General features: G+C 42.7%; 14 protein-coding genes and 1 riboswitch. Of the genes, 4 read left to right on the forward strand and 10 right to left on the reverse strand.

Translation table 11 applies throughout. The features are described from left to right. Nucleotides 1-3: 3 nt before the first annotated feature. The 5 genes from IWT5_RS09630 to folB are packed head-to-tail and all read right to left on the reverse strand — an operon-like array spanning nt 4 to nt 3,332. Nucleotides 4-588, reverse strand: a complete 585-nt coding sequence (locus tag IWT5_RS09630; protein WP_089109739.1) for a non-canonical purine NTP pyrophosphatase — start codon at nt 586-588, stop codon at nt 4-6. Beyond that, the gene (locus IWT5_RS09635; protein ID WP_089109740.1) at nt 581-1,903 is read right to left on the reverse strand and encodes a bifunctional folylpolyglutamate synthase/dihydrofolate synthase; all 1,323 of its coding nucleotides are present in this window, start codon (nt 1,901-1,903) and stop codon (nt 581-583) included. The genes IWT5_RS09630 and IWT5_RS09635 overlap by 8 nt, the downstream gene beginning before the upstream one ends. A 5-nt stretch (nt 1,904-1,908) precedes the next feature. Then, nucleotides 1,909-2,478, reverse strand: coding sequence for a GTP cyclohydrolase I FolE (gene folE, locus IWT5_RS09640; RefSeq protein WP_089109741.1), 570 nt, complete (start codon nt 2,476-2,478; stop codon nt 1,909-1,911). Beyond that, nucleotides 2,468-3,004 (reverse strand): 2-amino-4-hydroxy-6-hydroxymethyldihydropteridine diphosphokinase, encoded by a 537-nt coding sequence (folK, locus tag IWT5_RS09645; RefSeq protein ID WP_089109742.1) that lies wholly within the window; start codon nt 3,002-3,004, stop codon nt 2,468-2,470. The genes folE and folK overlap by 11 nt, the downstream gene beginning before the upstream one ends. Continuing rightward, nucleotides 2,967-3,332 carry a dihydroneopterin aldolase gene (gene folB / locus IWT5_RS09650; RefSeq protein WP_089109743.1) on the reverse strand — a complete coding sequence of 122 codons (366 nt, stop codon included), beginning with the start codon at nt 3,330-3,332 and terminating at the stop codon, nt 2,967-2,969. Before folB ends, folK begins: the two co-directional genes overlap by 38 nt. Before the next feature lie 125 nt (nt 3,333-3,457). Here folB and IWT5_RS09655 point away from each other — a divergent pair, with 125 nt between their 5' ends. Beyond that, the gene (locus tag IWT5_RS09655) at nt 3,458-3,961 is read left to right on the forward strand and encodes a phosphatidylglycerophosphatase A (RefSeq protein WP_089109744.1); all 504 of its coding nucleotides are present in this window, start codon (nt 3,458-3,460) and stop codon (nt 3,959-3,961) included. Between the two features lie 105 nt (nt 3,962-4,066). On the opposite strand, the gene IWT5_RS09660 is transcribed toward IWT5_RS09655, so the two are convergent. Further along, nucleotides 4,067-4,279: a helix-turn-helix domain-containing protein gene (locus IWT5_RS09660; protein ID WP_089109745.1), complete on the reverse strand. Its 213-nt coding sequence runs from the start codon at nt 4,277-4,279 to the stop codon at nt 4,067-4,069. A gap of 504 nt (nt 4,280-4,783) precedes the next feature. On the opposite strand from IWT5_RS09660, the gene zwf reads away from it, so the two are divergent. Next, a complete protein-coding gene (gene zwf, locus IWT5_RS09665) occupies nt 4,784-6,256 on the forward strand; it encodes a glucose-6-phosphate dehydrogenase (protein WP_089109746.1) in 1,473 nt (490 codons plus the stop codon). Between the two features lie 267 nt (nt 6,257-6,523). Beyond that, nucleotides 6,524-7,960, forward strand: coding sequence for an NADP-dependent phosphogluconate dehydrogenase (gene gnd / locus IWT5_RS09670; protein WP_089109747.1), 1,437 nt, complete (start codon nt 6,524-6,526; stop codon nt 7,958-7,960). A 90-nt stretch (nt 7,961-8,050) separates the two neighbouring features. Here the strand turns inward: gnd and IWT5_RS09675 are convergent, their stop codons facing one another. From IWT5_RS09675 to IWT5_RS09685, 3 genes are all read right to left on the reverse strand, one after another. Continuing rightward, nucleotides 8,051-8,587 carry a VanZ family protein gene (locus IWT5_RS09675; RefSeq protein WP_089109748.1) on the reverse strand — a complete coding sequence of 179 codons (537 nt, stop codon included), beginning with the start codon at nt 8,585-8,587 and terminating at the stop codon, nt 8,051-8,053. A gap of 120 nt (nt 8,588-8,707) precedes the next feature. Continuing rightward, nucleotides 8,708-9,349, reverse strand: a complete 642-nt coding sequence (locus tag IWT5_RS09680; protein WP_089109749.1) for an SDR family oxidoreductase — start codon at nt 9,347-9,349, stop codon at nt 8,708-8,710. A gap of 166 nt (nt 9,350-9,515) precedes the next feature. After that, nucleotides 9,516-9,866, reverse strand: a complete 351-nt coding sequence (locus IWT5_RS09685) for a hypothetical protein (RefSeq protein WP_089109750.1) — start codon at nt 9,864-9,866, stop codon at nt 9,516-9,518. A gap of 207 nt (nt 9,867-10,073) precedes the next feature. Here IWT5_RS09685 and IWT5_RS09690 point away from each other — a divergent pair, with 207 nt between their 5' ends. Continuing rightward, nucleotides 10,074-11,099 carry a threonine aldolase family protein gene (locus tag IWT5_RS09690; protein ID WP_089109751.1) on the forward strand — a complete coding sequence of 342 codons (1,026 nt, stop codon included), beginning with the start codon at nt 10,074-10,076 and terminating at the stop codon, nt 11,097-11,099. A 66-nt stretch (nt 11,100-11,165) separates the two neighbouring features. Further along, nucleotides 11,166-11,331, forward strand: a riboswitch (M-box (ykoK) riboswitch). 719 nt (nt 11,332-12,050) lie between these two features. Here IWT5_RS09690 and IWT5_RS09695 read toward each other — a convergent pair. After that, a complete protein-coding gene (locus IWT5_RS09695; protein WP_089109752.1) occupies nt 12,051-13,352 on the reverse strand; it encodes a cation:dicarboxylate symporter family transporter in 1,302 nt (433 codons plus the stop codon). Nucleotides 13,353-13,673 lie beyond the last annotated feature (321 nt).

The raw sequence follows: 13,673 nt of genomic DNA on the forward strand, positions 1-13,673 counted from the left end.
TGATCAAACTCCTCTCAATTCTGCCACTAACTGCTTAGCTGCTTGACCGCGATGGGTCAGGGGCAAACGACTATTGTCCGGTAGTTCCGCTAATGTATGCTGCTGATTGGGTAAAATAAAAAGCTTGTCAAAACCCGTCGAATAACTGCCTCGTGTTTGCGTTGCTATCATACCACTGACACGACCAACGACCGTCACTGGCGCTTTTCCTGGTGCAATTGCCACCAAGGTACTGATCATGGTTGCCCGCCTATCAATTTGGGATTTCATCGCGTTTAGAATGGTTTGATTATCGCTATGTTCAACATCTTGATGGAGTTCACGTTTTGTGGTTACGCCCAAATGTTCACCTAGTGCCGGTACCTCAATGCCACTGTCGTCAGCAATGACACCCTTACCCGTTTTATCAGCCAAAAATTGCGCTTTATGTAATGCATTCATAGCATAACTATCGGTCTGCTCCGCTGGAAACGTTAATTTTGGCATCTTATCCGTATAGGGAATTGCTTTTAGGCCATAAAACGCCAAACAGTTAATCAAATCTTGCGTTTTGTACTGATTATTTGAAGCAATCAGCCATTCAGTCATGAGTAACCCCCATCTCTGCTAACTCACGCGCAACGTAAAAGGATCCCGCCACCACGATCAGGCTGCTTTGGGATGAGGTCTGGCGAGCAAGCGCTAATGCTTCAGGCATACTAGCCATCGCTTTAGTATGAGTTGCTGGCGATAATTGCCGGATGTCGCTGGCTAATTTTTCAGCCGGTAACGCTCGCTTAGGATTATCCGGTGTAACCGTCAGTACGCGGTCCGCCAATGGTAACAGTAATTCTAGCATCGGAGTCACCGCTTTATCAGCCAAAAAGCCTAGTATCCACGTTATTTTGTACTGACGCGTTAACTTTTTTAGGCTAGTCGTTAAGGCCGTCATCCCATCGGGGTTATGGGCCACATCCACAATGGTAAGTGGCTTTTGCGAAACGACCGTTAACCGATCCGGCAGCTGAATTTGCTGCAGGCCAGTCCTGACCGCTTGGTCGGTGATCCGAACATTTTGCGTTTTCAGTACTGCTACTGCGGTTAAGACTAACGTGAGATTCTGTACCTGAAAATCGCCAATGACGTTTAATGCTAGTGCAGGCCAGTCAAACAACGCGCTATGAAGATTAACCATCATTCCCGTTAAACTTCGCGCTGAAACCTGAGCTGACGTTTTCGGAGCCGTGAGTGCAACGCCTTGCTTTTGAGCCTCTTTTTGGAGCACTTCAAATGCTTCAGGGGATTGATCATTTATCGTCACCGCCGAAGTCCCCGGCTTGATGATCTTAGACTTCTGAGTGGCAATCTTGACCAGCGTGTCACCCAAAATTTGCATATGATCCATGGCAATTTTGGTGAAAACAGTCAGTTGCGGCGCACTGATAGCATTGGTGGCATCCGTCAGCCCACCTAAGCCGGCCTCCAAAATCACGTAGTCGGCTTGCTGATTACGATACCAGATCAGACTGATCAAGAACTGCCACTCAAAAATTGAAATGGCGGTGGTCGACAACCCGAGTCGCTTTACCACTGGTTTAATTTCGTTATAGCTATCAATAAAAGCAGCTTCTGAAATCCACTGGTGATTAAACTGAATTTGCTCGCGGTCGTTCAAAATAGCGGGGCTGTTAAAGCGGCCCACCCGATAGCCCTGCGCTTCTAAAATAGCGCTTAACATAGCACCTGTAGAGCCCTTACCATTGGTCCCAGCAATGTGGATCACGTGATAATGCTGGTCAGGATGATTCAGTGCCGCCACAATTTTCCGTAATAACGGCACCCGATTATTATCGCCCACCAAGCGTGCTTGATTAAACTGGTCGATGAGCTGCTGATACATTTCATGGACTATTTTTTGGTTCAATACCCTCACCCGTTAATTCGCTGTAAAAATTCCTGCTTGAGTTCACGATCTTCTTTAAAGGCACCCGTGTAGTAACTGGTTTCTGTCTGGCTGCCCGTTTTTTCAACGCCACGCATTTCCATACACATGTGCCGTGCTGTGACGGATACCGCAATTCCCTTTGGATCAAGGATTCGCGTCAATTCCTTCGCAATGTTAACGGTCATCCGTTCCTGAACGTTTGGCCGCTTAGCGCAGTAGTCAATCAGCCGCGGAATTTTACTGAGGCCCATGACCCGTTGATGGTTAGGAATGTAGGCCACGTCCACCGTTCCGAAAAACGGCAGCAGGTGGTGTTCACACATTGAATAAAACGAAATGTCTTTAATCAATACCATTTCAGTTGTTTCATCGACTGGAAAAAGTTTGTAGTTATCAAACGCTGGTGCCTTCACTGAAGAAAAGACTTCATTATACATCCGTGCCACGCGTGCTGGTGTTTCAATTAGGCCATCGCGATTCGGATCTTCACCGACCGCTTCCAATATCATTTTGACAGCCTGTTCAATTTTTTTCTGATTTGCGTCATCGATCATAGGTTAAAGTAACTCCTTTTACTTTGTTGATCCAACTGGTATCACTTTTTTCTTCTAGCGCAGCATCTACCTGCGTTTTTACCTTAGTGTCGCCATCAGCAATTTCCTGTACCGGCAGTAACACAAAGTTGCGTTCATGTGCTCGTGGGTGCGGCACAGTCAGGTCCGCCGACTGAATCTGCCGGTCACCCCAATAAACAATATCTAAATCGATGGTTCGAGGTCCCCAGTGCTCTAGGCGCTGCCGGTGACCAGCTTGCTCAATACTATGCAGTACAGTCAGCAATTCTTCTGGCGTAAGCGTCGTCGTGATTGCAACGGCAATGTTATAAAAGTTGGCCTGAGCAAGGTTTCCCCAAGGCTGCGTTTCATAGATGGAGGAAACGGCTTTGATCTGAATAGCTGACTGTTCCTGCAGCAACTTAACCGCCTGGGTCAAATTAGCCAATCGATCCCCAATATTAGAACCGATACTTAAATAAACTCGCTCACACACGATTCTCACCCGCCACTTCAATCTCAACATTATCAAAGATTCCTGGCATTGGGACACTGTACTTACGGATTTTGATGGTAATTTGGGTTGCCGTTGGAAAACCTTTTAATAACACTTTTAATAACTCGTTTGCTAGCGATTCAATCAGCTTATAAGAATGCGTATGCACGAACTTGTCAATCGTTTCGTTCACATCCGCGTAACTAATCGTCTCATCCAAATCATCGTGCTGAACTTTTTCTTCGATGGGATAATTCAAGGCAACATCAATTGCCAGCTGTTGACCGTTTTTTCGTTCTTCAGGAAATACACCATTAAAAGTATGAAACTTAAGATTATTAATTCGAATAACGCCCAAGGTGTCGTTCCTCCTCTAAATGCAGCTAAATTGTTTCTATTTTACCATCTATTACAGGTTTAGACACCTATCAGACACGTTTTTTGGTACACTGAATATAACGTCTTCTTGAAAGGATGATGAAGTTGAATAATCGAAACTTTAAGTATCCAGATACTGCTGCCTATGAGAGTATCATCGCTTACTTCGACTCAAAAAACATTAAGCTTGATGACATTGCATCGATTACATATAATATGCAGTTGCAATTTCTGCCAGACCTTAAGAAAGAAGAAGCCATGTCTGCTGTAATCGACGTCCTACACAAACGAGAAGTCATGAACAACGCTATGGTGGGCATCGCCCTTGATCGACTGGCAACTCAAAAAGAATTGCCCGAACCGCTTCAAAGTATCGTTGAAAATGACGCTGGGGTCTTTGGCGTGGATGAATTACTTGCCGAAGGGGGTATCTCCGGTATCTACGGTAAGATCGCGACAACTAATTTTGGCTATCTCGACCGTCAAAAGCACGGTATTTTAAAGCGTTTAGACACGGTTCAAGGCAAGGGTGTTAACACGTTCTTAGACGATATTATTGCAGCTATCGCCGCTGCTGCTGGTGCAAAACTGGCTCATAAGTACGCTTAAAATCAGTTTTTCTTAAATTAACGACAGCAAAAAGGACTCTGATAAGCCTCCACTGGGAAGTTTTATCAGAGTCCTTCTATTCTATTAATTGCATGATTACAAAGATTATATTTTGGTTTCACAAAGCGGCATCAACGTTTTAAGTTCTTCTACTGACGAACCGTTCTCAACAAAACAGTTCACCATGTCTAGCCAGTAAAGATCGCTGTCTGAATACAAACTGGCCTCATCCTTACATGGTAGCAGCCCCGCACGCGTATACGCAGCAATCTGATCCGCTGTGATGCCCGACTTAGCTGCAATTTCCGTCAAAGTCATCAGTTTTACCTACCCTTTCAATGGTTATCAAAGGTATTTTACACTGTCTGCGAAGAATTGCAATGGGTAGACTGAGAAATAGCCTCTGGCACTGATATAACAGCTGTTAAGCTGAATAATAGTAAAAAAGCTTGCATTAATTTATCCCAGCCATTATCTTATACACGGACAAGTTCTGAACAAATTCCCGCCAAAATCGAAGCTTATCCAATTGGCTCGTCTTTTCTATTCAAAACGTTTCAGACTAGATGATGACGCTAAATTCTATTTTCTAAAATTTTCTTTCAAAATAGTTGTTTTGTGTGAAAGCTGTTTTCATATGTGTTTACTTCCAATAAATAGTTTACTTAGTCAAACTGTTACAGAAACTTTTCTTAATTCCCTTTATTTACTTTGAATTTGTTATATAATAATTTCGACACGAGTGGTCTAGACGATATTGCTTTGTCCATGGCGCACTCGTCATTGACTGCTTTACCTCATAAAATTTAAGGAGTGACTGTATTGGCTGCAGAAAGAACTTCACTATTTATCTTCTTTGGCGGGACTGGTGACCTAGCTTACCGGAAACTTTATCCTTCCATGTATAACTTATATAAAAAGGGTACTTTAAGAGAACATTTTGGTGTTCTTGGTACTTCACGTGAAAAATTAACCGATGAACAATTTCGGGACCAAGTTCGTAAGTCACTTGGAACGACTAAGACTGATAAAGATGCTGAAAAGTTCATTTCACACTTTGTCTACGAAGCACATGACGTTACTGACAAAGCACACTACCAAGTATTGAAGACACGTGCAGAAGAATTAGATAAGAAGTACGAGTTGAATGGCAACCGGATCTTCTACCTTTCACTTGCACCATCATTCTTCGGCACAGTTGCCGGTTTCTTAAAGACTGAAGGCTTGACTGACACTAAAGGCTTCGACCGTGTCGTTATCGAAAAGCCATTTGGTCGTGACTTCGACTCAGCTCAACAATTAAACGATGCTTTAAGCAAGTCATTCGATGAAGAACAAATCTTCCGGATCGACCACTACTTAGGTAAAGAAATGATTCAAAACATTGAAGCCGTTCGTTTTGGTAACACATTGGTTGAATCCCTTTGGAACAACCGTTACATTGATAACATCCAAGTTACTTTATCAGAAAAACTGGGTGTTGAAGAACGTGCCTCATACTATGACAACTCCGGTGCTTTACGTGACATGGTTCAAAACCATATCATGCAAATCGTCAGCTTACTTGCTATGGAACAACCCGTTTCATTCACCGACGTTGATATCCGGGCTGAAAAAGTGAAGGCTTTACGTTCACTTCGTGTCTACAACGTTGCTGAAGCTTCAACCAACTTCGTTCGTGGCCAATATGGCGCTGGCGATAGCCAACGTGCTTACCGTGATGAAGACAATGTGCCTCACGATTCAAACAACGATACGTTCGTTGCTGGGAAGTTATTATTTGATAACTACCGTTGGTCAGGTACACCATTCTACATCCGGACTGGTAAGATGTTAGCTGACAAGTTCACCCGTGTGGACGTTGTCTTCAAGAAACCATTGATCGACATCTTCTCATTCCCACAAAACCACAACGCACCGCTTGAAGCTAACGTTTTGACAATGTACATTGAACCACATGCTGGTTTCTCACTTCGTCTGAACGCTAAGACAAACGGCCAAGGTTTCCAAACTGAACCAATCAATTTGGACTACTTCGTTGATGCTAAGGATTCAAAGGCTACACCAGAACCTTACGAACGTTTGATTCACGATGTTATGAAGGGTGACGGTACCAACTTCTCAAGTTGGCAAGAAGTTTCCTACGCATGGCGCTTTGTGGATCAAATCCGTAAAGTTTGGGACTTACAACAACCACAATTCCCTAACTACACCCCAGGTTCAATGGGCCCTGCATCAGCTGACGAATTGATTCAACGCGATCACCGTCAATGGGTATACCGTTTAAACAAGTAATTTATTAAGATTAAACTAAAAGGCTCGCAATTCTGAAGATTAGAATTGCGAGTTTTTTTTGTGTATCCTTAAGTCGATAGTGCTTGTGAAATTTCACTAATTTCAGATTATTATCAATTATTTGTAAGCACTTTATTTCAATAGAACATTAAGTTTATACCTTATTTTTTTATTTCTTAAATGGGTGCTGTTTCTTCACATTCTAATTGTGAAATGTTAAACTAAGACTGTGATTCAACTAATATTTCATTAAAAGGAAGGTTTGTAATGGCAGATAAATTAGCGAATATCGGTGTTGTCGGAATGGCTGTTATGGGTAAGAACTTGGCCCTTAACATTGAAAGCCGCGGCTTCACTGTTGGTATTTATAACCGTACAGCTGCAAAAACTGATCAAGTGATGAAAGATCACAGCGACAAGAAACTGATTCCTAGTCATACAATTGAAGACTTTGTAGATTCATTGGAAAAACCTCGTCGGATCCTTCTGATGGTTAAAGCTGGTAAGCCAACTGATGCTGTTATCGATGAATTAATTCCATTACTCGACAAGGGTGATGTTTTAATTGATGGTGGTAACACAAACTTCCATGATACGATGGCACGCAACGCAAAACTGGATAAGTCAGGAATTAACTTTATCGGCATGGGTGTTTCTGGTGGTGAACTTGGTGCTCTTCAAGGCCCATCATTAATGCCTGGTGGCCAAAAAGAAGCTTATGATCTGGTTGCGCCAATCTTGGAAAAGATCTCTGCTAAAGCTACCCAAGATGGTAAGCCATGTGTTGCTTACATCGGCCCTAACGGTGCTGGTCATTACGTTAAAATGGTTCACAACGGTATCGAATACGGTGATGAGGAACTGATCGACGAAAGCTACAACATCATGCGCAACGTGTTAGGTATTTCCGTAGATGAAATGGCTGACATCTTCAAAGAATGGAACAAGGGTGAACTTGACAGTTACTTGATTGAAATCACTGCTGACATTTTGAGCCGTAAAGATGACCTTGGCGACGACAAAACCAAACCTATTGTTGACATGATTTTAGACCGTGGTAACAACAAAGGGACTGGTAAGTGGAGTTCAGAGGACGCCTTGAACGTCCAAGTACCACAATCCGTGATTACCGAAGCCGTTTACGCCCGTTACATTTCCATGATGAAGGACGAACGTGTCGCTGCTTCTAAGACGTTACCAGCTCCAAAGGCTAACGAACAACTTGGTGACAAGAAGGAAATGGTTGAAAAGATTCGTCAAGCCCTCTACTTCAGCAAACTCATGAGTTATGCTCAAGGGTTTGAACAACTTCGGTTCGCTTCAGAAGCCTATGGTTGGGACTTACAGTTTGGTCAATTAGCTCAAATCTGGCGCGCCGGTTGCATCATCCGTGCCCGCTTCCTGCAAAACATTACCGATGCTTACGACAAGAAACCTGATTTGACTAACTTGCTGTTGGACGACTACTTCAAGGACATTGCTGCGAAGTACCAAGAATCAACCCGTGAAGTCGTTGCTTTAGCTGTTAAGATGGGCGTTCCAGTACCATCATTCAGTGCCGCAATTACTTACTACGATTCATACCGTTCAGAAGTCTTGCCTGCTAACTTACTGCAAGCACAACGGGACTACTTCGGTGCCCACACTTACGAACGTGTTGACCGCGATGGCATGTTCCACTACCCATGGTATGAAGAACAATAAAAACAAGCTGCGCCAAAACTCGGTAGTTGCCAGAGTTTAACGTAAAAATGCCTATTCCGCGATTTTGCAGAATAGGCATTTTTTTTCGATTTAATGTTTTACTGAGAAAAAACTCACTAACCGTTTCAATGGTGAATGAAGTAGTACCCACACTATCACGTAGCCAATCACAACGCCACTGGCATTCGTCATCATATCGTTGACGTCGATCCACCGTGACATGTTCAAAAAACTGTCTAGGACAAATTGTGTACTCTCAATCCCAAGACCGATTAAAATACCGATAGCAACGATTTGTTTAAAATTCGTTTTAAACAATAATTTCAAATAAACGCCCATTGGCACCAACATCAAAATATTCAGGTAAAAATCTAACTCAATCCCTCGAAACGGAATCGGGTTAGTCGGTGCTGACCCCACCCAATAAGGTTTCATAGTGGGCCCGTTACCAAATGCATAGGCTGTTGGGGTTAACGTTAAATAGCCCACAACGGCGAGGTAAATACCAAACGTCACAATAGTGACCATCTGGCCTAACGTTCTCTTTTGGCCGGTTAAAATCCCTATCCCAATCATCATGATGAAGATGTAAGCGAGATAGGGCAGCCATTGAGAATAATTGATCATCCCACACTCTCCTTTAAAATAGCCAAGGTCCTTAATACCCTTGGCGGATTCCCGTTCATAGCGATTCTATTCACCACTATAAGCGTTAACCAATTCGAAAGATAGGGAGATCAGGCGTGCTTAAACGTTTTTTAAAGCTTCTTTGATTGGTGTGTCACCCGTAATCACCGGGATAGTTCTCTTAATGGTCTGGGGTTGATCTAAGAGAGCCACAACAGTTCTGGCCACATCCTCACGCGCCACTGAGCCGCCTTCTACGCCACTGATATTAATTTTACCGACCCCTTTATCAAAGGTCAGTGCGCCTGGTTCGACAATGGTGTAATCCAAGTTAGTCCGGGTCCGCAGCCACTCATCAGCGTAAAATTTAGCGGCATAATAGGGCCGAATGGCATCGTTCCAACGATTACGGTTTTCAGCCCACAGTGCGCTGACCATGATATATCGTTTCACACCAGCAATTTCAGCCGCCTGCATGCTTTTAACCGCACCATCTAAGTCTACCAATAACGTCATATCATCGCCTGTTTTACCCCCTGATCCGGCCGTAAAGATGATTGCGTCAAAACCATCAAGGGTCACACCCATTTCTTCTGGACGCCCCAGTAAGTCAACGTGGGCCGTTTTAATATCGTGATCCTCAAAGAAGGCCGCTTGCTCAGGTTTTCTAATCCCCGCAACGACTTCTTCCCCCTTTTCATTCAGTTGCTGGCTAATCAGTCGGCCAATATTACCATTAGCGCCAATAACAAATACTTTCATAAAAATATCCTCCACTTGTATGTACTAGATGTATAGTTACTCATTATACCTATCATTATGGTCTAGTGCTATTATCCAGGCTCGCATTTACCCTTTGAATAAAAAAATCGATGCAGCCCATTTTATTGGCTTCATCGATTATAAAGAGCGTATTAATGAAAGGGAATTAAAGTCCCTTTGAAATCTCATCGTACTTTTGCTGGTACCATTCATCATAAGATTGATTAGTCATGACACCATTTTCCATAAATGACAGGTCCAGAGACGAAATAATACGGGCAAATAATTCGCCATCATTTTGATATAAGTAATCGCGGAGTTGATCCGGATGGAAATTGGAATTGAGTTGAATATCGTGGTTAATCTGTTCAATTTCGTATTGAATCGGATAATCAGTCAAAATTTCAAGACTCTTGTTCGAATATTTTCTAAGATAGAAATCAATAAAGTCGTGAATTGCACGAGACTTGGCTTCATCACTCAATTGATCAAATAAAACGACACCTGGTTGTAGCACGAAGATCACTCCTTAAATTAATAAAAGCATTTACGTTTTAATCCGCAATATAAGTATAGTTCTTTTAAATGCTTTTTGTAAGGGAGTACGAGCAACTCACTAGATCAGCAGCGTTTATCCACCTGCTAATTAAATCCGTTTCATAAAAACGCTTAAAAAAGCGTAAACTATAACTAGCATTAATTACAGCATTAAAAGGAGAAAATCATGTTACCTTTCGCAAATGATTATTCACGTGGTGCACACCCTAAAGTATTACAAGCCCTAATTGATACCAATATGGATGCACAACCTGGCTACGGTCAAGACATCTACACGAAACGAGCAGCTCAAAAAATCCAAGCTGCCTGCGAAGCACCCGACGCAGAGGTGTTTTTCATCTCTGGAGGGACCCAAACCAATCAAGTTGTCATTTCAAACCTATTAGATGGTGACGAGGGTGTTGTAGCCGCTGATTCTGGTCACATTAATTTCCACGAAGCCGGTTCAATCGAATATACCGGTCATAAAGTCCTCACACTTCCTGGTGAGAGGGGGAAAATCACGGCGAAAAATCTTCAGTCTTACCTCGATGATTGGCAGGCAGACGAAAATCACGGTCAAATGGTTGCACCAGGATTAGTGTACATCTCGTTTTCTACTGAGTTGGGTACGCTATATAGCAAGCAAGAACTGGCTGACCTCTCACAAGTCTGCCGGCAAAACCAAATCCCCCTATTTATGGACGGCGCGCGCTTAGGCTACGGTTTAATGAGCCCAGAATGTGACCTAAGTCTAGCGGATATTGCTAAATACTGTGATATTTTCTATATTGGCGGCACTAAAGTCGGTGCACTCGCTGGGGAAGCAGTCGTCTTCACAAAACATAACGTACCTAAGCGATTTACCACAAAAATCAAACGACAAGGTGCCATGTTAGCCAAGGGCCGTTTGATTGGTGTTCAATTTGACGCACTCTTTACGGATAATCTCTATTTTAAGCTCAGCCAGCACGCCATTGATTTAGCAATGAAATTAAAGCGGGCTCTTAAAGATAAGGGCTATCAATTTTTGATTGATTCACCAACCAATCAGCAGTTTGTCGTTGTGACTAATGATCAGTTGGCTGAGTTAAAGAAACACGTTGACCTGTCCTTCTGGGAAGTCGTTGACGACACACATACAGCAATTCGACTCGTCACAAGTTGGTCAACAACTGAGCAGGAATTAGACGCATTAATCGCTATTTTATAGTGAAGACCTGACCTTGCAAATCATTTGTCATTTTCAAAAAAAGCATGTATACTTAGGTATGGAAATAGAATAAGCCGTTAGGTGAGGCTCCTATACGGAAAACGCTACTGCTCAGAAACGTCGAAAAACGCCAATGAGTCAGCTGTCCGAGTTAAAAAAAGGCTCGGTCTAATGTGGCTGTTATCCAATAACTACGCCGTATAGTGCTAAAGCTCAACGATTGGCGAATCAACCTGCTATGGGTTATTTAAGTGTGCAAATCAGTGCGCTCAGTCAATCGTTGACTGAGCGTTTTTTGATCCTAACGCACGGCAACCAAAACTGGAGGTGAGTAATATGACAACAGAAACATATGATCCTGGATCGCAGTCTTATCACGCGTGCCAGGGAAAGCGAGCTGCCATAGCTCACCTTCACGGGAGAAATCGTTAATAACCATCGATTTTCGAACTGTGCTGCTTACTTTCCCTGCCCTATATTTGGCGGTTTTAAAATGATTAATAAATTGATTGATCACTGTTTTATTCTTCGTAATCAGTGTTGCAGCTGATTAATAGCGAAGAGCCTGAACGTCATCGTTAGTGTCATCAATTTATTGTTCGATTGAATTGGGAAAGCAAGGGTTAGCAGTCTGAGTCTCGGTGCCCGAGTTGACCAGGTGACAGTGAGATGTCGGTCAACTAAAGTTGTGCTTCACCACACGGGGAACTGTGTGGGGAGATTTAAGTGCGGCTAACTACCGCTACAAAGCGTAAGAATTTCACTTTAAAAACGTCAACCATCATCATAAAACTTTTACTATAACGCCGTCGATTTTGTTAACGAGCATCGCAAGTATAGCTTGATGGGAATCAACCTCACTTGTGGTATCAGCCAATTGAGATGGCACCGAAAAAGCTCTCTGGTCATTTAACCAGAGAGCTTTTTAATTTAGGCTATTTAAATAATGATTTAGTCACTTGTTGAGACATTTTTGGGTTTATCGAAACTAGCCGCAAATTCCGTTGCCTGCTGTTCGTTAAACTCATTTTCTGATTTAGCAATCACTACCGAAGCCAGTGAATTACCAACGACGTTAACTGCCGTACGGCCCATGTCTACCAACCGGTCGATACCAGCAATAAAGGTCAGACCAGCCATAGGCACACCAATGGTTGAAATCGTCGCGAGTAAAACAACGAATGAAGCACCGGGTACCCCAGCCATCCCCTTTGAAGTAATCATCAGGACAACCAGTAACGTAATCTGTTGACCAATACTCAGGTGGATATGATAAGCCTGTGCAAGGAACAAAGCTGCTAATGACTGATAGATCGCTGAACCATCCAGATTAAACGTATAGCCGGTTGGAATCACAAACGAAACGATCCCCTGACTGACACCAAACTTATCCATCTTATCGATGATCCGTGGTAATGCAGCCTCTGAACTGGCTGTTGAGAAGGCCAGTACGACTTCATCCCGGATAACTTTGAGTAAAGTAAAAATGTTTAAACCGAATAACTTACCAACCAGCCCCATCACTACAAGGATAAAAACGGCCATTGTCGCGTAGGCCAGGAAGATGAAGTATCCTAGAGGCGCCAGTGCCGAAAGTCCCATCTGAGCCACTGTAACACCAATCAGTGCACATACACCAACTGGTGCAGCATGCATCACCCAGTTAGTCACTTTGAACATGACTTCAGAAACGGCATTCAGGAAATTGATAATAATTTTCCCTTGTTCGCCAATTGCTGCAGTACCAAGTCCGAAGAAAACACTAAAAAAGATTACCGGCATCATATCGCCGGTACTGAGTGAACTAAAGAAGTTCGTTGGAATAATGCCGACTAACGTTTCCCATACACCACTGTGCGATTTTGCACTCTTTGCGGTAGAAACGTATTGGCTAATATCTTGAGAATGTAGCTGATGAATATTAATAAAGTCACCAGGATGGAAAACATTGGCAACTACTAGCCCTAAAATGATAGCGACCGTCGTCATTAGTTCGAAATAAATCAGCGTTTTACCACCAATACGACCGAGTTTTTTTATATCTCCCATATTGGCAATCCCGACCGTTAAACAGGAAACGACAATGGGTAAGACGATCATTTGAATCAAACTGATAAACATAGTCCCAATATTTTGCATTGCTGTAATCGCAGTTTTATTTTGGTAAAACACAACCCCCAAAATAATTCCTAAGACTAAGCCAATCATAATTTGCCAGCCTAAGGTTAAGCGATAACCTCGATAATGTTTCATTTTCGAGCCCCTCAATCTTATAATTATTACACTTCCTTATTATTCTATCATAATCTCATAAAGGATGAGTGTCTCATTTTTGAGTTCACAAATTGTGGTCGTTTGAACGTTGATCTAGCAAGGTTTACGAGTCAACATTTATTTTTATTTTTTTGTGCACATCACTATTTTGAGCTAACTGTCAAAGTTTTAAGTTCTTAAAACACAAAACTTACTAATATAAATGGTGTATTCAGCTCGACGGAGTTGAATACACCACTTTTTTTGTTAAAGTGATAGCGAAGCAAAGCCGAGCTGTTTTTTGGCACTTGATGCCGCACA

The organism is Secundilactobacillus mixtipabuli (genome assembly GCF_002217925.1).
Taxonomy (GTDB): domain Bacteria; phylum Bacillota; class Bacilli; order Lactobacillales; family Lactobacillaceae; genus Secundilactobacillus; species Secundilactobacillus mixtipabuli.